This window comes from Pseudalgibacter alginicilyticus (assembly GCF_001310225.1).
Classification (GTDB): Bacteria; Bacteroidota; Bacteroidia; order Flavobacteriales; family Flavobacteriaceae; genus Pseudalgibacter; species Pseudalgibacter alginicilyticus.
Genome location: NZ_CP012898.1, coordinates 2,100,188 through 2,121,097, shown reverse-complemented (window position 1 = coordinate 2,121,097; position 20,910 = coordinate 2,100,188). Strand labels below are relative to the sequence as shown.

The following is a 20,910-nucleotide window of genomic DNA, read 5'->3' as shown; positions in this document are numbered from 1 at the left end:
ATAGTCTGTAAACTTTTTAGATGAAAAAAATCCAAATGGTTGACCTAAAAGGTCAATATAACGACATTAAAGATGAAGTAAATAACTCTATACAAAACGTTATTGAAACCACCACCTTTATTAATGGACCCAAAGTTCATGAATTTCAGAAAAACTTAGAAACTTATCTTGACGTAAAACACGTAATACCTTGTGCCAATGGTACCGATGCTTTGCAAATTGCAATGATGGGTTTGGGGTTAAAGCCTGGCGATGAGGTTATCACAGCTGATTTTACTTTTGCTGCTACAGTAGAAGTTATTGCTTTATTACAACTAACACCTGTGTTAGTGGATGTAAATTTAGATGATTTCAATATTAATATTGAAGCTGTAAAAAAAGCTATAACATCAAAAACCAAAGCGATAGTACCTGTACATTTATTTGGACAATGTGCTAACATGGAAGCAATATTAGAGTTAGCTAAAACTCATAATTTATATGTTATAGAAGACAATGCACAAGCTATTGGAGCTAATTATACTTACAAAGATGGTTCTAAAGTTAAAGCTGGAACTATTGGGAATGTAGGTGCAACGTCATTTTTTCCATCTAAAAATTTAGGATGTTATGGAGATGGAGGAGCTATCTTTACCAATGATGATGCTTTGGCACATACCATTAGAGGTATTGTAAATCATGGTATGTATGAACGCTATCATCACGATGTAGTTGGGGTTAATTCGCGTTTGGATAGCATTCAAGCAGCTGTTTTAGATGCTAAATTAAAACGTTTAGACAGTTATAATCAAGCAAGGTTATATGCAGCAAATAAATATGATGCAGCTTTTAAAGATATTGATAATATTGTAGTGCCTTTTAGAAATGGATTAGAAGATAGTCATGTTTTTCATCAATATACTTTAAAAATAAAAGGAGTTGATAGAGATGCTCTTGTAAAACATTTGAGTGAAAAAAACATTCCATGTGGGGTGTATTATCCAATACCGCTTCATAAACAAAAGGCGTATTTGGATGCAAGGTATAAAGAGTCTGACTTTGAAGTTACCAATCAATTGGTAAAAGAAGTAATCTCATTGCCTATGCATACAGAATTGGAGGACGATCAAATAGAATTTATTACATCAACAATTATAAAATTTATAAATGGATAAAATATTAGTTACAGGAGGTTTAGGCTTTATTGGTTCGCATACGGTTGTAGAATTACAAAATGAAGGCTACGAGGTGGTTATTATTGATGATTTATCAAATTCATCAATAAAAGTTTTGGATGGTATTACCGCTATTACTGGAAAAAAACCACTTTTTGAAAAGTTAGATTTAAAAGATAAAGTTGGTGTAGAAACCTTTTTTGAAAAACATAACGACATAAAAGGTGTTATTCATTTTGCTGCTAGTAAAGCAGTTGGTGAAAGTGTAAATGAACCTTTGTTGTACTACGAAAACAATATTGGAACTTTGATTTATATTCTAAAAGAATTAAAAAAATTACCATCTGCAGCATTTATTTTTAGTTCATCTTGTACAGTTTATGGGCAAGCAGATGAATTGCCAATAACAGAAAATGCTCCGGTTAAACAAGCAGAATCTCCTTATGGTAATACTAAACAAATAGGGGAAGAAATTATTAGAGATACCTGTAAGGTTGTTCCAACATTAAAAGCTATTGCTTTACGCTATTTTAATCCAGTAGGAGCTCATGAGTCTGTTGAAATTGGCGAATTGCCTATTGGAGTGCCCCAAAATTTAGTGCCTTTTATTACGCAAACAGCTATTGGTTTACGTAAAGAATTGTCTGTTTTTGGTGATGATTACCCAACGCCAGATGGTACTTGTATTCGTGACTATATTCATGTGGTGGATTTGGCTAAAGCACATGTAGTGGCTTTAGGACGATTACTTCAAAATAAAAATAAAGCGAATTATGAAACGTTTAATTTAGGGACAGGTACAGGAAGTTCGGTTTTAGAAGTTGTAAAATCTTTTGAAAAAGTTTCAGGTAAAAAACTGAATTATAAAATAGTTGGCAGAAGAGAAGGCGATATTATCTCAGCATTTGCAGATACAAATAAAGCAAATAATGAATTAGGATGGAAAACAAAACTGTCTCTTGATGATGCTATGCGTTCAGCTTGGAAATGGGAACAGAAGGTGAGAGCTACAGAATAAATTAGCTTCAAAATATATTTATGAAAAGGTTGCTAAATTTATTTAGCAACCTTTTTTTTCTTTTTAAAACTGACAAAAACTAAAATAATCATACCAGTTGTAACAGATAAATCGGCCATGTTAAAAATGCCAGTTCTTAATGGACCTCCTAAATCAATATGCCAAAAGTCTGTTACTGATCCATATATAATTCGGTCATAAACATTGCCTAATCCGCCACCAATTATGCTGGAAAAAGCAAAAATAGACCAATTGTCTAAAGTCTTATCTTTGAAAATATAACGTAGTACAAAGCCTAAAACAACTATAGGTAATATAAGTAATAAAATAACTCTTAGAGTTTCATTTAATTCACTCCCCATACCTAAAAACGCACCTTCGTTTTCTACATTATGAAGGGTGAAAAACTGACCAATAATTTCAGATTGACTACCAGCAGCAACATTTATGCGTACCCAGAATTTAGAAATTTGATCAAGAGCTATAGTTAGGATAACAACTGAAATAATGTAAATGGAACGTTTTGATAATGTCATCTATTTAGTGCTTTCAAAAGTTGCAGAAGCAGTTTGTGCCTCTCTATTAATTTTCTTTACCAAGCCTTGTAAAACATTTCCTGGACCTACCTCAGTAAATAATGTAGCCCCATCTGCAATCATTTGTTGTACAGATTGTGTCCATCTTACAGGAGCAGTTAATTGAGATATTAAATTGGATTTTATTTCAGATTCATCAATAACTGCATTAGCAGTTACATTTTGATAAATAGGGCAATTAGGCTTGTTAAAAGTGGTGTTTTTGATAGCTGTAGCTAATTCCTCGCGAGCAGGTTCCATTAATGGTGAGTGGAATGCGCCTCCAACTGGTAAGACTAATGCACGACGTGCTCCCGCTTGTTTTAAAGCCTCACAAGCTTTGTTTATAGCTTCAATTTCTCCAGAAATTACCAATTGTCCTGGGCAGTTGTAATTTGCTGCCACAACAATGCCATTAATAGAAGCACATACTTCTTCTACTTTAGCATCTTCTAATCCTAATACGGCTGCCATGGTGCTTGGTTTTATTTCGCAAGCTTTTTGCATGGCTAAAGCACGTTGTGATACTAATTTTAAACCATCTTCAAAAGTTAATGCTCCAGCGGCTACCAATGCAGAAAATTCTCCTAAGGAATGCCCCGCTACCATATCCGGTTTGAAGCTAGCTCCCAATGTTTTTGCTAAAACGACTGAGTGTAAAAAAATAGCAGGTTGTGTTACTTTGGTTTCTTTTAGAGCTTCTGCAGTACCTTCAAACATAGTATCTGTAATCTTGAAACCTAAAATTTCATTAGCTTTATCAAATAATTCTTTAGCTAAAGAAGAGTTTTCATAAAGGTCTAAACCCATTCCAGGAAATTGTGCACCTTGACCTGGGAAAATATATGCTTTCATAATGTCTTCAGTTTAATTGAGGCAAAAATAGGAATAATTATTGTCTTAGAAAGGTGATTAAAAAAAATGTCAAAATATAAGGGTTGTCTTTTTTAGGAGCAGCTTTTATAACGTTCTGAAAATATATAAAGACGGCAATAAGGCCGTCTTTATATGATAAATTATTATGGTCAATTTGATTATAATTTTCTTAGAAAAGGGATATTTTAATAAACATCCCTAATCAACACTTCTTCTTAAAATCCCAATATTAAGAAGTTATTTATTCTTTTATTATTTTTATTGTATGGCTTCCATTAGGTGTGTTAATATTTACAAAATACATGCCGTTAGCTAAAGTATCTATAGCTATAGATTGTGTCTTGTAATTTATCACCTCTTGTACCAGTTGTCCTTGTAGGTTTACAATTTGTATATTATTAACATCGTTTAGCCCTCTAATTGTAAAGCTTGATTTTACAGGGTTAGGGAATAATGATAGGGTTTCTGTATTAAAATTCTGAGCACTTAAGGTTGTGCAACCTGAATTTTTACCACCATCTGTAAAGGTCCAGTTATAGGTAGAATTAAGGCTTGTTCTGGCAGCTTCTCCATTACAATACTTACTATTCCCACCATTAAATGTAATACCTGTTGGTATTTGAGTTTCTCCTGTATCTAAAGTATTCCAACCAATTAAAGTGTTGTCGTAATTTGCGGTTGATAGGCCTGCACTTTTAAACATTGAGCCCATATTTGTTACACTACTAATGTCCCAATCCCCCAGGTTTTGGTCAAAAGAAGTAGCTAAATAGAACATATAACCTATGTTAGTAACATTACTTATGTTCCAATTACTAATGTTTTGGTTGAAATCAGTTGCATAAAAAAACATTGAAGACATACTAGTTACATTGCTTACATTCCAATTACTAATATCTCCATTAAAGCTTTTAGCGTTAGTAAACATACCGCTCATGTCCATTACATTGCTCACATTCCAACTGCTAATATCTTGATTAAAGTATTTAGTTGTACTAAACACACCGCTCATATTGGTTACATTGCTTACATTCCAATTGTATAAGGGTTGGTCGAAATCTTCAGCTCCGTAGAATATACTCTTCATATTGGTTACACTGCTCACATCCCAATTGTTTAAGGGGGAATTAAAAGTTTTAGCACCATTGAACATGTAAGACATATCCGTTACTAAAGATAAATCAGGTGAATCGGATGCATTAAATACTACATTTTCACAACCTAAAAAACCTCTATTCATAGAGAGCCATTGATTTGTGCCCCATTGCTCTACGGATAATAATTTATTGTTATCATGACTAGAAGTATCTCTAAACTGCAAACTGGGAAAAACACCTGTAATAACAACGGTATAGGTGCCTGTTGTGCCATAATCGTGTGTAATGCTTCCTGTAACATTTGTATCGTCTATAATACCATCATTTTCCCAATCTACATTATAGTTATAGGAAAAATCTGGGTTTATAGAAATCTTAACTGAAGTATTTGATGAGAATCCTGGGTTATCTGTTTTCCAGGTGGTAATAAATTCGGTTTGTGCTGCTAAATTTGCGACAGCAAATAAACAGATTGTAAATAAAAATAGGGTAGTTTTTTTCATAATGATTTAGGGTTACAGGTTGATTTAAATGATTACATATCGACAAAACTACATAAAACATCGTCGAAATACATTTGTTGGCTGTCGTGGAAGTGTGTCCAAATCTTATTTGGACACTATTGCAAAGGGTAGTTTGATTTAGGTGATTAAACAAATACGAGGTATTAAGTATTTGTTTTTAGGAGTTTATAAGTAAGAGGGGTTCGAGTCATTTACTTTTTAAAAACATATGGTTTTATTGTGGCTGGATATGTGTTTAAATTAAATTTGAACACAAAAAGACGCTTAGTAACTCAAATAAAGCTAAAATTAACTGTTGTTTTGAAGTGATTCTAAATAAGCACCTGGACTAAAATCTGTTAATTTTTTAAATACTTTACTGAACGAGCTTCTGTTTGCAAAGCCACAAGTTAATGCTAAAGCTTCAATAGTATTTAAGCTTAAATAATCATTTTTAATTAAACGTTTTGCTTTTTCTATTCTAAGCATATTTCTATAAGAAGAAAAACTTAAGTTCATATGTTGCTTTAAAAAATGCGAAACCTGATGTGTTGGAATACCTAATTCTTGAGCACATTTGTTTAAGTCAAAATTGGGGTCAGAAAACAGGTCTTGTTTAATAATAAGGTCTAATTTACTTCTTATATCTTCTATATTGAGTCCGTATTTTGGTTCTTTTATCGAGTTGTTACTTGTATTTGGTGGGGTAACAGTATTAGCTATGGAGGTGTTAGGCGCTGTAATGTTCAAATTACTATATAAAATAGAGGGAAACGAAATAGGTATGATGGCTATTAAAAACAAAACGATATAAAATGAAATATTTATCAATGTTGCATTGTCTTGTAAAAGTGAAAGAATACCAATATCAAATGCTCTCTCAATAGCATGAATACAGGTTAAAATTGACATTAAAAACATTAAAGCATATAAAATAATTAGCCAACGTATCAGAATAAGTTTGGCATTTTCTTTTGATTTGTTAGAGCGAATAAAATTTAGCATCAAAGGAAATAATGTTATGACAGCTAAAAATTGCCATATGTGCCTTATTATATAGTGCTGACTTAAATATAGTAGACCGTATTTAGCATGAAATCTTTTAATAGGATTTGTTATTGCCAGTTCTAATAAAGCATCATAAACGGCTTTAGGACTTGTGTAAATTATAATAGTATCTATAATTCCCAACACAAAAGGAACGAATAAAATTAAATAGAACCATTTCCATTTAAACCCGTTATTAATGGTGCTTACAAAATAAAAATACATAGGCACTGCTATCAGGTTGTAAATAGGCAGTGGCCAAACATAAAACCATTTAAAGTTACTAATTAAATTAGCTGTTATAATATAATTTTGGACTGCATATATAGAATATATAAGATAAAAGAGTGCTAAAAATAGAATAGATAGATTAGTCCTTTTTCTTGCAAATAGATTTATGGTTAAAACAAAACCAAAAACAGCGATGATAAGAAGAATGTTGTTCAAATGATTATAATTTCAAATTTGATGAAAATTATATTTAATTTGTGGTCTATTAACTATCAATTTGGTTCATTCTAAAATCTTAATGATTGACTACAAATTGAGTTTAACAATAAGCCTTTTTTTTAAAAATAAACGCAAAATAATTATATAAAAAGAATGGAATTTAGTAAAACCGTGAATAATTTTTTCTTAATTCGTGATTTAACTTTCCTGACGTTTTAAGCTAATAAAACTATTAAAATTCTTCAATATTATAGTAATTGCTTGAGGCTTTTTGTTTTTAATTAAGTATTAGTTATATTTTTTATGATTTTAGCAGGATTTCCTGCTATAAAAACATTATCCGCAAAGCTTTTAGTAACTACGGCACCTGCGCCAATTACCACATTGTCTCCAATAATAACACCTGGGCAAAGGGTGGCATTACCACCTATCCAAACATTTTTGCCAATAATAATTGGTTTAGCAAATTCTTTACCGCTATTTCTAGCTTTAAATTCTAAGGGATGCGTGGCGGTGTAAATTTGAACATTGGGTCCAAACATGCAATTATCGCCTATGGTAACTGTTGATACATCTAAGATGCAACAGTTAAAATTCATATACACATTTTTTCCTGTTTTAATATTATAACCATAGTCACAATAAAAAGGAGGTTCGATGTATAATTTTTCTCCAGCATTCGGAATTAGTTGTTCAAATATTTTGTCACGTGCTGTTTTTTCGTCAACACTTAGTGTGTTTATTTTATTTAAATAGCGTCTTGTTTGATGCCTGTCTTCAACAAGAGTTTTGTCGTCAGGATTGTATAATTCGCCCGCAATCATTTTTTCTTTTTCAGTCATAAAAATCAAATAATTAATGAGGTTTCAATAAATGAAAATTATAAATTTTGTGAGGCCGCTTCAGCACAGCGTTCACCATCCATAGCTGCAGATACAATGCCGCCTGCGTAACCACCACCTTCGCCACAAGGATATAAATTTGAAATTTGAGGATGCGCCAAGTGTTCATTTCTAGGAATGCTAACAGGCGATGAAGTTCTAGATTCTACCCCTACAATATTGGCTTCTTCTGTATAATAGCCTTTCATTTTTTGGCCGAATGCTTCAAAGCCTTTTCGTAATCTGCTACCAATTAATTTAGGTAGTAGTGAATGTAAAGGCGCCGAATTCAATCCAGGTTGGTACGAGGTTGGATTCAAATCATTTGATAATTTACCTTCTACAAAGTCAGTTAAGCGTTGGGCGGGAGCTACTTGACTGCGCCCACCGGCTGTAAAAGCCAATTTTTCTAAGTTTTTTTGATATTCAAGACCTTTTAAAACACCAAACTTTTCATATTTATGTAAATCGATATCAGCATTTATTTCAACCACAATACCTGAATTGGCAAATAGGTTGTTTCGTTTGGAAGGTGACATGCCATTTACAACCACTTCGCCATTATCTGTAGCGGCAGGGACAATAAATCCACCAGGGCACATACAAAAAGAATAGACGCCTCTGTTGTTAACTTGTTGAACCAAACTATAGGAAGCTGCGGGTAGTAATTCATGACGCTCTCCACTACAATGGTATTGAATAGAGTCTATGATATGTTGTGGGTGCTCCACACGAACACCCATAGCAAATGATTTGGCTTCTAATACAATGTGTTTTTTGTGAAGCAGATAAAAAATATCCCGAGCTGAATGTCCTGTTGCTAAAATGACTTTTTCAACAGCCATTTCTTCGCCATTTTGAAATTGTATGGCTTTTATTTGATTGTTTTTTATGGTGAAATCTGAAACCCGTGTTTCAAAATGAATTTCGCCACCAAATTTTAATATGGTTTCCCGAATATTTTGAACTACTTTCGGGAGTTTGTTTGTGCCGATATGAGGGTGTGCATCTACTAAAATTTGGTCGGTTGCGCCATGAAATACTAAGTTTTCGAATATTCTGCGAACATCACCACGTTTTAAACTTCGGGTGTACAACTTGCCGTCGCTATAGGTGCCTGCACCACCTTCTCCAAAACAATAATTGGAATCTTCATTAACAAAATGGTCTTGATTAATTGCTTTTAAATCACGTCTACGATCTTTAACATTTTTGCCACGTTCTAAAACTATGGGTTTAAAACCGAGTTCGATGCAACGTAATGCGGCATACATGCCTGCTGGACCAAAGCCTATAATATGAATGGGTTTGGCTTTTGATATATCTTTATAATCAAATTGGTATTCTGATGTTTTAGGTAAAGATTCACGAATATAAACAGCGACTTTATAATTAAAGATGATTTTTGGTTTTCTAGCATCAATTGATTTTCGCAATACTTTAATACCAGAAATATCTTCTTTATCGATATTTAAGGCATGAGCCGATTTTATTATTAGGATGTCGCTAATTTCTTCTTCTTTAAGCGTAATGCGAAGTTGAATGTCTTTTACCATATGGCAAAATTAGGTAAATTTGAAATAGGAGTTTGAAAAGATTTTTTTGTTTTTATTTAATGGAGTCTTTGATTAGTGCATTATAGATATTATCAGGTGTTTCTTTTTTAAATTTTTCCATTTGAGTTTGAAAGTGTTTATAGAGAAACTCCTTTTCCTTAATATTTAAATTTTTTAGTATTCCAACGCTTCCATAAAAACTTATGTCTTCGTCATTTTTGTGAACTAAAACAATTAATGGGTAATCTTTTTGTGCTTCAAACATTTCAAGGTTTTTTTCAATACCTTTTTTGGGGTTTGGCCGGTCTAAAAAATAAATAAAACTAACATTTTTAGCTATAGAGTGGTCAAAAGGATAACTCGTTGGATTTGCAGATTTAATTATTCCTTGAACTTCATAAAAGTCATTTTTGTTATAATCAGAGTATTTTTTGTCAGGTTTACAAGAATAAAATCCTACGATTAAAATAATTAGTATGAGGTAGTTTGTTTTCAATAATCATCAACAATTATTTCCTTAAACTCCATATTTCATGAAGAGGGTCTCCTTTACTAGAAAAGCCTGAGTGATGCCAATCGCCTTTATCTAATTTAAAATCAAATTTTAGGCTCGCACCTACTCTTGAATCATCTTTTGAAAAGAATTCGATGTTTTCTGTGTATGTTCCATCAATAGTTGTGTAAGTGCCACCACCTGTTCCCATAAATTGTTTTGTTTCAGTATTGTAAGCAATCCATTGAAAACGTGTTCCAGACAATATTTTCATGGTTTTTCTTGGGCCACTTGTGTTCCTCAATTGTGTTTCGCCATTTCTTACCCTGCCGGACATGAGCCAAGCTCCTTTAAGTTTTCCAGGAGTGCCATCATCTATTTTTTTATACGTAATATCGCTGTCAACTATTTCCATTTCGGAATTGTTTAGCGTTATTTTTAAGTTTAACTCTTTTCCTATAAGTTCAGGGGTATTAGTGCTGAATTCAATTTTGCCTGTTAAAATATTTTCTTTCAATTTCCAACTACCGCCACTGGTACTTATAAATTCGCCTGTTTTTGAATTGTAGGTGGAGGTTGCATGATATCCATCAGTAAAAATAATAATGCTTTTAAGGGGGGTGTTGTTTTTTGAAATATGCAGACTTTCCCAAGCCCCTATTAGGCTTTGTGCTTGCATTCCGATTGAAAAGTACAAACAAGTAAGGAATAATAGTATCTTTTTCATAGCTATGAGATTTTAGTTAATTAAACTTAAAAAACAAAGTGAAGATAGTTGAAAATATTCAGAATTTCAAGTCTATTGTCTGTTGTTGTAAAGTTTATAAACCTCAGAACCAGCACTTAAAAAAGCACCTGTGCCATAAACTTCTGTTTTGTCTGCCCAAGCTTTTCCTGGTTCGGCACCAATAGGTTGTACATACCCTAACATACCATCATCAGTTACATGACTAACCAAAGTATGCCATCCTTTTTGTACGGCGGGCAAATAAGTGTCTTTGTTTAAAATATTATTATTGATGCCCCATGCTAAGCCAAACACGAAAAAAGAAGACCCACTAGTTTCTGGTGTTGGGTAAAAATCTTGTTGTAATAAACTCATGGCCCAATGACCTTCTGGGGTTTGAAGTTCAAGAATTTTCTTTGCCATTTTTTTATAAATGTTTAAAAAGTACTTGTATTCTTTTGTGTTTTGATTTAGTTCATTCATGATATTGACTAAACCTCCAAATACCCAGCCATTACCTCTGGACCAAAATATTTTTAAATCGTTATCTAACCTGTCAAAATAGCGTTCATCACGATAGTATAGATTTTCTTTTTTATCAAATAAAAAATTTGTACTTGCTTTGAATTCTGCCATCATAAAATCGAGATATTTTTTTTCGCCTGTTAAATTATAAAGTTGTGCCCAAACAGGAGGCGACATAAATAAGGCATCACACCAGTTCCATCTGTCTTGCGCGTAAGGGGTTTTCCAATTAAGAACAGATATTGAAGGGTGATATAAAATAAACTCAAACTGTTCTTTTGTTGGTTTAATCATTTTTTCATCCCCATATTTTCTGTATAATTCAATATACATTTGGCCTACAGTGTGATCATCTGCATGATACTTTCGTTTATATAAATTCCAGTTGTTTGTTTCTCCTATATGTTTTAACCAATTATAATACGTATCGTCATCAGCCATAGCTGCCCACTTTATCATGCCTGTGTATAAGGCGCCATTGGTCCAATCTAAGGGGTGGTGTGGTTCTTTTTTATTGCTGTAAGTATCCCGAAAATGTTCAATTTGCCAATCAGCAACTCGTTTCATTACTTTTTTAACTTCGGAAGGCTTAATTTCTTGGGCTTGAGAAATATTTAAAACTAATAAGGCTATTAATCCAGTAATAAATGTTTTTAAATTTTTCATGCTTTTATATAATTTAATTGATGTTTTTTAAGGTAAATTTGAGTTTAATTAATTGCTGATAAGTTTGATGTTTTTTTCAATATTATTGTTATAAATTATTTGTAAAAAAGCAGTTTCGTTTGAATTTTTACCCAAATGAGATATTTCCATATTTAGTTCACTATTGGCGTTTAATAGTGTAAGATTGAAGTTTGTTTTTATTTTAAAACTGTTAGCCTCAGAACCTGTAAGCTTTACACTATTTATAAAACTAGCACTATTTCCATTTGTATTTTTAATAATGAAATTTTTAGTATCCCCTTGTTTTATTGAAACTAACTTAGGGGTTTCAAGGTTTGAGGTGATAATGGGAGTTCCATCTGCAGAATCTTCATTATAAACCTCCATATTTAATTGTCTACCTCCCCCTCGGTTTGGCGAACCAGCTGCAATATAAATACCGTTTCCTGAAACAATAGCTTGGGTGCCATGTCTTGGATGATTCATATCTTTTTTTTGAGTCCATTGTTTTGTATTTGGACTATAAGCTTCTACCAGTTTGTAAGCAGGGCCTTTCACTTTGCCTTCTCCACCTATAACTAATAATTCATTATTAAAAACCGCTACACTAGCAGCTGCTCTTGGTGTTGGTAACGGATCTGGAAGGGTTGTCCATTCTTTAGTTGCAAAATTATATACATCAACTTTGTCAATTAGTGGGGCAAAAACGCCACCTTCACCACCAGAATGTCTGCCACCAGCCGCATATAAAACATTCTTTATTATAGCAGCACTAAAGTGATCTCTAGCTTGTGGGGCATTTTCCAATACAGTCCATGTATTTTTTTTAGGGTCGTATTCGTCAAACCAATTAACATACCCACCATTGTGGCCAATAGTATTTCCTCCTATAAGATAGAATTTATCATTATAAACAACCAAACCAGCACCGCCTCGGCGTCTGTTTTCTGGAATTTCAGGTCCTTGAATCCATGTGTCCGTAGGAGGGTGGTATAACCAGATATTGTCCTCTGGAATTTCTTTTGGGAAATTATTAGTTTTAAATGCTCCAATTACCCAAACAAAACCTTTATAAAATGTGGCTTGAAAATGATTAAACTCTTTAGGAGCTGTATTTTTAGTTTGGCTCCACGTGTTTTTTTTGAAATGATATAAATCTAATTGCTTTGCAGATTCTCTGCCGCCAAACATAATAAACTGGTCTCCAGCTTGTACAAAAGAACATTCATGACGCGCAGTATAGTTTTCATCCTCGTCCATATTAATCCAAATAGCTTCTGTTTCTATAGCGTCTTTTGTATGGTTTTTCTTTTTTTGACATGAAGCCACAAGCGTAAAAGATAAAAATAGATATAAGAAGAATTTAGGTTTCATAGCAGACCTAATTTACTTTTTTAGATATGTAATAAAAGAGAAATCGTACTTATGGTTTTCATCTTTTTCATGGTATGTGTTGCTAACTTCTTCCCATGCAGAAGGGTCTATTTCTGGAAAAAAGGTATCGGCTTCAAAATCATTATGGACTCTAGTTAATTCAATTTTGTTAGCAACAGTCATAGCTTGTTTGTAAATTTCGCCCCCACCAATAATAAAGGGTTGTGAATCGTTTTTTGAAGCATCAATAGCATCTTCCAAATTATTAACCACAATCACACCGTTCGGCACCTGATAATTTTGTTGACGAGTAATAACAACATGAGTTCTGTTAGGAAGCGGTTGTGGAAAACTTTCAAAAGTTTTTCGCCCCATAATAATATGATGCCCATTGGTGAGGTTTTTAAAACGTTTTAAATCGTCACTCAAGTGCCAGATTAGTTTATTGTCTTTACCAATAGCATCGTTTTTTGCGGCCGCAACTATTATAGTAAGGTTTGATTTATTAAGTTTAAGAGCTTTTGATTTCTGTTCTTTTAAAACCTCATTTTTTGCTTGGCCGATTTCTTCTTTAGAAAGGTTTTTTTTCAAGATATCAATGCGTTCTTTTTGTTTAGCGACTAATTTATCAAGCTGTTTCTGTTCCCAGTCTTTACCCATAAATTTATGAGTAATAAATACATTAAATAGATGATATATAAAAAAGAATGACCAAATTAGTATAGCGAATAAAAACCATTCTTTTCCAAAAAAAGTGATGTCTTGACCAATACCCAAAACCGTATTGGCAAGAATTAAAAAAACAGCACCAAGTAAAAAAATTACAAAATGGGCATATAAACGCTTTTTTTGTTTAATACGTTTTTGAGCATTTTGAATTAACTCTAATTGGTCTTTATCTATTTGGGGGGGTAGTTTCTTTTTTCCGAACATATTTTTAAAAATAGGAATGTAAAGTTAAATATTTTTTAGCGAGTTATTGTTTTTTTTATAATATTATCTAATTAATCGAAAAGCCTGATTGTCAGTAAAAAAAGATTTTTTTGATGTTAATATTGTAAATATTGAATGGTAATTTTGAATACTTTAAGAGTAATAAGAAGCAATATTATTAAATTGATAATTCTTAGTCTTTAGCAGTATTAAAATAACTATACGTCAATTATTCTTTCATATTTTTGCGTTAAATAACACACAAAAAATTAATATTATGGCAATTACTAAACAATTTTTAAAAACCAAGCCAGTATGTAAAGTTACTTTTTCAATACCTGCAGAAGATGCAAAAAAAGTTTCTGTTGTTGGCTCTTTTAACGAATGGAATGAAAAAAAACTACCTCTTAAAAAATTGAAGAATGGTAATTTTAAAGGGACTGTTGATTTAGAAACAGGGAACTCTTATGAATTTAAATATATTGTTGATGGTATCTACAAAAATGATGAAGCTGCAGATGACTATGCATGGAATGATTTTGCTGGTGCAGAAAACGGTTTATTGAACTTGTAATTAGTATATAATCATAAAAACTTAGAAAAGTGCTTACAGTTTTGTAAGCACTTTTTTATATAGCTACAACCCCCTTAATGTGTGGGTGCGGATTATAATCTTCTAAAGTAAAATCATCAAAAGTAAAGTCAAAAATATCTTTAATTTTAGGATTGAGTATCATTTTAGGCAATGGTCTTAATTCTCTTGAAAGTTGTAATTTCAACTGATCAAAGTGGTTGCTGTAAATATGAGCATCTCCAAATGTATGTATAAATTCACCTGCTTCATAGCCACAAACTTGAGCCATCATCATAGTGAATAAAGCATAAGAAGCAATGTTAAAAGGTACTCCTAAAAATATATCAGCACTGCGTTGATAAAGCTGGCATGATAATTTTCCATTTGCCACATAAAATTGAAAAAAGGCGTGGCATGGTGGCAAAGCAGCCTTGCCATTGGCAACATTTTCGTTAAAAGACTTTGAAGTGTCTGGTAAAACAGATGGATTCCATGCAGAAACCAGCATTCTTCTACTGTTTGGGTTCTTTTTTAGGGTATTAACAATTTCTTTTATTTGGTCAATTTCATCATTATTCCAATTACGCCATTGATGGCCATAAACAGGTCCTAAATCCCCATTTTTGTCCGCCCATTCGTTCCAAATACGAACACCGTTGTCATTAAGGTATTTGATATTAGTATCACCTTTTAAAAACCAAAGTAGTTCATAAACTATGGACTTAAGGTGAAGTTTTTTTGTGGTTACCATGGGGAAACCTTCACTTAAATCAAAACGCATTTGATAACCAAACACACTTTTTGTTCCGGTACCTGTTCTATCTCCTTTTTCATTACCGTTTTTTAGTACGTGTTTTACTAAGTCGTGATATTGTTTCATATTTCCTGGCTTCTGACTCTAAACATGATAAGCTTGAAAAGAATCTTATAATTAATAAAAATAAGCTGTAATTATAATATAATTTGTGGAAACGAAATTAAATAAAAACTAAAGCAATTATTTGATGTGTTAAAGGATAATATTAAAAGTTATTAACGATTTCAAACTTTTTAATAGGGGATTTTAAATAGTATAAATGATTTGCAATAAGCTTAAAAATATTATCAATTGAAGAAGCATAAAGGTGAAAGATGATTTATTATCTAATAGAATTTTAGTTTTATTACCCGATAACCATTCCTGCAATGGTTGCTGAAATTAAAGAGGCTATTGTACCGCCAATTAAAGCTTTCATCCCAAATTTAGATAAAGTTTTACGTTGTTTTGGTGCTAAAGATCCAATGCCTCCAATTTGGATACCAATGGATGCAAAATTTGCAAAACCACAAAGCATATAGGTTGCCATGATGACTGATTTTTCATAATTAAGATGAATGAGGTTTGAAGCATCTTTTAAATCTCGAAGTTGAATGTAACCTATAAACTCACTTGCAGCTAATTTAATTCCTAAAAGCTGTCCCATTAACGCCATATCCTCTTTTGCAACACCAATGAGCCACATTAAAGGAGCAAAGGCATAGCCTAAAATAAGTTCAAGTGATAAGTTTTTATAAGCTGTATTATCGGCTATCCATTCATTCATTGCTGACACATCGCCAATCCAACCCAAAATACCATTAAACATAGCTATAAAAGCAACAAATACTAACAGCATAGCACCAACATTTACAGCAAGTTTTAAGCCTTCAGTAGTACCATTAGCAATGGCGTCTAAAAAATTTGAACCAATTTTATCTTCAGAAACAGAAACATCGGTGTTTACTTTCTCGGTCTGTGGGAATAATATTTTTGAAATGACAATGGCGCCAGGGGCTGCCATAACTGATGCAGCTAATAAATGTTTAGCATATAATAGTCTTAAGTTTGCATCGTCGCCTCCTAAAAAGCCTATATAAGCTGCTAAAACAGCTCCAGCGACTGTAGCCATGCCTCCAATCATCACTAAAAGCATTTCGGATTTATTCATTTTTTCCAAATAAGCTTTTATTAAAAGAGGTGCTTCGGTTTGCCCTAAAAATATATTTCCAGCAACACTTAAACTTTCTGCTCCCGAAATTTTTAGTGATTTAGATAGCAACCAAGCCATCCCTTGAACAACTTTTTGAATAATACCTAAATAAAATAATACAGAAGTTAAAGCAGAAAAGAATATTATAGTTGGTAACACTTGGAAAGCAAATATGTATCCGAAAGTATCCATATCAACAACTAATCCTTCAAATAAAAATTTACTTCCGGCTCTTGTAAAATCTAAAACACTTACAAAAAGACCTCCCACAAATTCAAAGATATTTTTTATAAAATCAACCTTTAAAACGCCAATAGCAATTAATAATTGAAAAGCTAAACCAATACCTACAATTTTCCAATCAATTGCTTTTCTATTGCTACTAAAAAGAAAAGCAATGAATATTAATGATAGCATGCCTAACGTACCTCGCCATAAGCTGTTTAAGGAAAAACCTTGACTTGGAACAATTGTGCTGTGTACAACTAATGTGGTTTCATTGTTGGCGTCAGGAATGTCTTGTGATTGTAGTTGAGACTCATTTAGTGCTAAAGATGTATTAGAATCTTCTGATGATAGTTCTGTTTCTGCGTTATTTGAAAGTCCTATTTTTAAGGAATCTTGAGCTGGTAAGGGGGTATAAAACAATAATAAAACAGTAGAAAATATTAGTAGGCACTGTTTCATTTGATCTTTTTTTTAGCGTTTAGAGATTTCATCACGAATGTTGGCAGCTTTTTCATAATCTTCATTAGCAACTGCTTCATTTAATAGATTGTGGAGTTCTTCAATACTTTTAGATTTATAGTTTTCTTTTGGAGTAGCAGGTTCCATTTCGTCAGCTAAAAGATCGTCTACTAAAACACTATCTTGTTCAGATTCTTCTTCTTTTTTTCTATCTACTTTTAAGTAAATACCAGCCTTATCTAAAATGTTTTTATAAGTAAAAATAGGTGCTTGAAAACGTAGAGCTAAAGCTATGGCATCACTCGTTCTAGCATCAATAATTTCTTCAATTTTATCGCGTTCGCAAATTAAACTAGAATAAAAAACACCATCAACTAATTTGTGGATAATCACTTGCTTTACTACAATATCAAATCGGTCTGCAAAATTTTTAAATAAATCGTGAGTTAAAGGCCTTGGAGGGCTAATTTCTTTTTCTAAAGCTATGGCTATAGATTGTGCTTCAAAAGCGCCAATAACAATAGGAAGTTTACGCTCGCCATCCACTTCATTCAAAATAAGCGCATAGGCTCCATTTTGTGTTTGGCTGTATGATATGCCTTTTATATTTAGTCTTACTAAGCTCATAAATTTGAAAACGCAAAGAACTGTTTAAATTTAGACTTTACCAAACTGAAAGAAACAGAATTCAGCATAAAAATCAATTTAAACAGCCCTTTTTGATAATACAATTTATAAAAAATAAATTTATTCTTGTGCTTTAAAAGCTTTTAATTTTTCTATAAGTTGAGGTACTACCTCAAAGGCATCGCCAACAACCCCATAATCTGCTGCTTTAAAGAAAGGAGCTTCTGGGTCAGTATTAATAACAACTTTTACTTTGGAAGCATTAATACCTGCCAAATGTTGGATAGCTCCAGAAATTCCAATAGCAATATATAAATTTGAAGCAACAGGTTTTCCTGTTTGGCCTACGTGCTCACTATGCGGTCTCCACCCTAAATCGGATACAGGTTTGGAACACGCAGTAGCTGCACCTAAAACGTCAGCAAGTTCTTCAATAATCCCCCAATTTTCTGGACCTTTTAATCCACGTCCGCCAGAAACTACAATTTCCGCGTCAGCAATAGATACTTTATTACTTGCTTTATTTATAGATTTACTTGTAATTCCTAACTCTGGAATAGATGGTGAAAAATCTTCAACTGCTCCACTACCGTTTTCCTCAATCAAACCAAAAGCATTTTTGGAAACACCGATTAATTTAATTTCGGTTTCAATTTGTGTTATTTCAAAAGCTTTATTGGTAAATGCAGTGCGTTTTACTTTAAACGGAGCTGTACTTATAGGAGCTTCAACAACATTGGATGCATACCCCGCATTTAATCCTACCGACAATAATGGAGCTAAGTATTTACTGTTAATACTTGAGCTAATCACCACTACTTTTGAGTTTTCTTTATCTGCGGCTTCTTTAACAGCGGCAGCATAGCTCTTGGCATTAAATGTATCTAAAGACGAATTAGTGATGCTTAAAACTTTATCAACACCATATTTTTCTAATTCAGACGTGCTGTTTGTATTGATAGCTATTGCGGTTACTGTAGTACCTAATTGGTTAGCAACAGCTTTGGCGTAAGAAGCTACCTCAAAAGCTACTTTTTTTAACGTACCGTTTTCTGATTCTGTATATACTAAAACTGACATAAATTATTTCTTTTTTTCATTTCCACAAATGCGGATAATTTTGTTATTCTTTCCTCTAACTTCAAAAAAATTCTGAAAACAATCCAGGATAATTAAATTTGTTGTTAAATTACTTTTGCTTCGTTGTGAAGTAAATTTATTAATTCATCTAAATTGTCTGGAGATACTAATTTAACAGCACCTTTAGGAGCTGGCTTTTCAAATGAAATGGAAGTGCTTTGAGCATCTGTTGTTAAAGGTTCTATAACAGTTAAAGGTTTTTGACGTGCAGTCATGATTCCTCGCATATTTGGAATTCTTAAATCACTCTCTTCTACCAAACCTTTTTGACCACCAATTACCAATGGCAATGATGTTGAAACCGTTTCCTTACCTCCGTCAATTTCTCTTATAGCAGTAGCATTTTCACCATCAATTTCAAGACTAATACAGTTATTTATAAAATTGGCATCTATCAATCCTGCAATCATACCTGGTACCATGCCACCATTATAGTCAATGGATTCACGACCGGCAATAATTAAATCATAATTGCCATCTTGTACAACTTTAGCTAATTGTTTGGCTACGTAAAAACCGTCTATAGCTACGCCATTTACTCTAATAGCTGCATCAGCACCAATTGCTAATGCCTTGCGTAATGTTGGTTCTGTTTCAGGGCCTCCTACATTTGCAACGGTAACGTTGGCTCCTTGTTTTTCTTTAAACCACATGGCTCGTGTAAGACCAAATTCATCATTAGGATTTATAACAAATTGTACACCAGTATTGTCAAATTTACTATTGTTTTCAGTAAAATTGATTTTAGAAGTGGTATCAGGAACATGGCTTATGCACACTAATATTTTCATATTAAAGTATTTTTAATTAATATAATCATTTTTGAAATAATTCAATAAGTAATCCTAAAATATACGAATAATTACTATTGAATACTATAAAATTGTTTTAAAGGCTACGAAGTTAATTATTTTATTTCGAATATTTACTATGCATGCATAGTAAATATGCTCAAAACTTTTAAGAATATTAATGCATTTATTGTTATTTTTGCAACTCGACTTAAAATATATTCAATGAAGACAATTCAATTTAGAGAAGCTATTTGCGAAGCCATGAGTGAAGAAATGCGCCGTGATGAAAGCGTTTATTTAATGGGGGAAGAGGTAGCAGAGTATAACGGTGCCTATAAAGCATCAAAAGGAATGCTAGACGAATTTGGTGCGAAACGAGTAATTGACACACCTATTGCTGAGCTTGGTTTTGCTGGTATTGCTGTGGGTTCTACTATGACAGGAAACAGACCAATTGTAGAATATATGACCTTTAACTTTTCTCTCGTTGGTATTGATCAAATTATAAATAATGCTGCAAAAATTCGTCAGATGTCTGGTGGACAGTTCAAATGTCCAATTGTTTTTCGTGGACCAACAGCTTCTGCAGGACAGTTAGGAGCAACACATTCTCAGGCTTTTGAAAGCTGGTTTGCAAATACCCCAGGTTTGAAAGTGATTGTGCCTTCTAATCCGTATGATGCGAAAGGTCTTTTAAAAGCAGCTATTCGTGATGATGATCCAGTTATTTTCATGGAAAGTGAACAAATGTATGGTGATAAAGGTGAAGTACCAGAAGGTGAATATATTCTTCCTATAGGAGTGGCAGATGTTAAGCGTGAAGGTACCGACGTAACCATTGTATCTTTTGGAAAAATAATTAAAGAAGCATATAAAGCAGCTGATGAATTAGAAAAAGAAGGTATTTCCTGTGAAATTATTGATTTGCGTACTGTTAGACCTTTGGATAAAGAAGCTGTTTTAAAATCAGTTAAGAAAACCAACCGATTGGTTGTTTTGGAAGAAGCTTGGCCTTTTGGTAATGTGTCAACTGAAATCACCTACATTGTACAAGCTGAAGCGTTTGATTATTTAGATGCTCCAATTGTTAGAATTAATACAGCTGATACCCCTGCTGCTTATTCTCCAGTATTAATGGAAGAATGGCTACCTAATAAGGATGAGGTGGTTAAAGCTGTTAAAAAAGTACTATATAAATAAATTA

Annotated in this window: 20 protein-coding genes; 4 read left to right on the top strand and 16 right to left on the bottom strand. The window is 32.8% G+C overall.

Annotated elements, in window-relative coordinates:
• Positions 1–20 precede the first annotated feature (20 nt).
• Together APS56_RS08900 and galE are read left to right on the top strand one after the other, a co-directional pair.
• Positions 21–1,154: a DegT/DnrJ/EryC1/StrS family aminotransferase gene (locus APS56_RS08900; protein WP_054727311.1), complete on the top strand. Its 1,134-nt coding sequence runs from the start codon at positions 21–23 to the stop codon at positions 1,152–1,154.
• Positions 1,147–2,172: a UDP-glucose 4-epimerase GalE gene (gene galE / locus APS56_RS08895; protein ID WP_054727309.1), complete on the top strand. Its 1,026-nt coding sequence runs from the start codon at positions 1,147–1,149 to the stop codon at positions 2,170–2,172. Before APS56_RS08900 ends, galE begins: the two co-directional genes overlap by 8 nt.
• A 38-nt stretch (positions 2,173–2,210) precedes the next feature.
• On the opposite strand, the gene lspA is transcribed toward galE, so the two are convergent.
• The 11 genes from lspA to APS56_RS08840 all read right to left on the bottom strand — a co-directional run bounded on the left by lspA (position 2,211) and on the right by APS56_RS08840 (position 13,875).
• On the bottom strand, positions 2,211–2,708 hold the full coding sequence (gene lspA, locus APS56_RS08890; protein ID WP_054727307.1) for a signal peptidase II: 498 nt from the start codon (positions 2,706–2,708) through the stop codon (positions 2,211–2,213).
• On the bottom strand, positions 2,709–3,602 hold the full coding sequence (fabD, locus tag APS56_RS08885) for an ACP S-malonyltransferase (protein WP_054727305.1): 894 nt from the start codon (positions 3,600–3,602) through the stop codon (positions 2,709–2,711).
• Between the two features lie 262 nt (positions 3,603–3,864).
• Positions 3,865–5,223: a BspA family leucine-rich repeat surface protein gene (locus tag APS56_RS08880; RefSeq protein WP_054727304.1), complete on the bottom strand. Its 1,359-nt coding sequence runs from the start codon at positions 5,221–5,223 to the stop codon at positions 3,865–3,867.
• A gap of 309 nt (positions 5,224–5,532) precedes the next feature.
• Positions 5,533–6,717, bottom strand: a complete 1,185-nt coding sequence (locus tag APS56_RS08875) for a helix-turn-helix transcriptional regulator (RefSeq protein ID WP_157757638.1) — start codon at positions 6,715–6,717, stop codon at positions 5,533–5,535.
• Between the two features lie 284 nt (positions 6,718–7,001).
• Positions 7,002–7,562 carry a sugar O-acetyltransferase gene (locus tag APS56_RS08870; RefSeq protein ID WP_054727300.1) on the bottom strand — a complete coding sequence of 187 codons (561 nt, stop codon included), beginning with the start codon at positions 7,560–7,562 and terminating at the stop codon, positions 7,002–7,004.
• Between the two features lie 38 nt (positions 7,563–7,600).
• Entirely contained in the window at positions 7,601–9,157 is a 1,557-nt protein-coding gene (locus tag APS56_RS08865; protein ID WP_054727298.1) for an NAD(P)/FAD-dependent oxidoreductase, read from the bottom strand.
• A gap of 52 nt (positions 9,158–9,209) precedes the next feature.
• Positions 9,210–9,653 carry a hypothetical protein gene (locus tag APS56_RS08860; protein ID WP_054727295.1) on the bottom strand — a complete coding sequence of 148 codons (444 nt, stop codon included), beginning with the start codon at positions 9,651–9,653 and terminating at the stop codon, positions 9,210–9,212.
• Between the two features lie 13 nt (positions 9,654–9,666).
• The gene (locus APS56_RS08855) at positions 9,667–10,377 is read right to left on the bottom strand and encodes a DUF4488 domain-containing protein (RefSeq protein ID WP_054727293.1); all 711 of its coding nucleotides are present in this window, start codon (positions 10,375–10,377) and stop codon (positions 9,667–9,669) included.
• Between the two features lie 72 nt (positions 10,378–10,449).
• Positions 10,450–11,568: a glycoside hydrolase family 88/105 protein gene (locus APS56_RS08850; protein WP_054727291.1), complete on the bottom strand. Its 1,119-nt coding sequence runs from the start codon at positions 11,566–11,568 to the stop codon at positions 10,450–10,452.
• Between the two features lie 48 nt (positions 11,569–11,616).
• Complete coding sequence (locus APS56_RS08845; protein WP_082379302.1) at positions 11,617–12,942, bottom strand: Kelch repeat-containing protein; 1,326 nt, start codon at positions 12,940–12,942, stop codon at positions 11,617–11,619.
• A 12-nt stretch (positions 12,943–12,954) separates the two neighbouring features.
• Positions 12,955–13,875, bottom strand: coding sequence for a dihydrofolate reductase (locus tag APS56_RS08840; RefSeq protein WP_054727287.1), 921 nt, complete (start codon positions 13,873–13,875; stop codon positions 12,955–12,957).
• A 277-nt stretch (positions 13,876–14,152) separates the two neighbouring features.
• On the opposite strand from APS56_RS08840, the gene APS56_RS08835 reads away from it, so the two are divergent.
• Positions 14,153–14,449, top strand: a complete 297-nt coding sequence (locus APS56_RS08835) for an isoamylase early set domain-containing protein (protein WP_054727286.1) — start codon at positions 14,153–14,155, stop codon at positions 14,447–14,449.
• Positions 14,450–14,504: 55 nt separating this feature from the next.
• Here the strand turns inward: APS56_RS08835 and APS56_RS08830 are convergent, their stop codons facing one another.
• The 5 genes from APS56_RS08830 to APS56_RS08810 all read right to left on the bottom strand — a co-directional run bounded on the left by APS56_RS08830 (position 14,505) and on the right by APS56_RS08810 (position 19,703).
• Positions 14,505–15,329: a thymidylate synthase gene (locus APS56_RS08830; RefSeq protein WP_054727284.1), complete on the bottom strand. Its 825-nt coding sequence runs from the start codon at positions 15,327–15,329 to the stop codon at positions 14,505–14,507.
• A 283-nt stretch (positions 15,330–15,612) separates the two neighbouring features.
• On the bottom strand, positions 15,613–17,145 hold the full coding sequence (locus APS56_RS08825) for a NupC/NupG family nucleoside CNT transporter (RefSeq protein WP_236778403.1): 1,533 nt from the start codon (positions 17,143–17,145) through the stop codon (positions 15,613–15,615).
• 12 nt (positions 17,146–17,157) lie between these two features.
• A complete protein-coding gene (locus APS56_RS08820; protein WP_054727282.1) occupies positions 17,158–17,772 on the bottom strand; it encodes a bifunctional nuclease family protein in 615 nt (204 codons plus the stop codon).
• Between the two features lie 120 nt (positions 17,773–17,892).
• The gene (locus APS56_RS08815; RefSeq protein ID WP_054727280.1) at positions 17,893–18,852 is read right to left on the bottom strand and encodes an electron transfer flavoprotein subunit alpha/FixB family protein; all 960 of its coding nucleotides are present in this window, start codon (positions 18,850–18,852) and stop codon (positions 17,893–17,895) included.
• A gap of 104 nt (positions 18,853–18,956) precedes the next feature.
• The gene (locus APS56_RS08810) at positions 18,957–19,703 is read right to left on the bottom strand and encodes an electron transfer flavoprotein subunit beta/FixA family protein (RefSeq protein WP_054727278.1); all 747 of its coding nucleotides are present in this window, start codon (positions 19,701–19,703) and stop codon (positions 18,957–18,959) included.
• Between the two features lie 225 nt (positions 19,704–19,928).
• Here APS56_RS08810 and APS56_RS08805 point away from each other — a divergent pair, with 225 nt between their 5' ends.
• A complete protein-coding gene (locus APS56_RS08805) occupies positions 19,929–20,906 on the top strand; it encodes a pyruvate dehydrogenase complex E1 component subunit beta (RefSeq protein WP_054727276.1) in 978 nt (325 codons plus the stop codon).
• Positions 20,907–20,910: the final 4 nt, after the last annotated feature.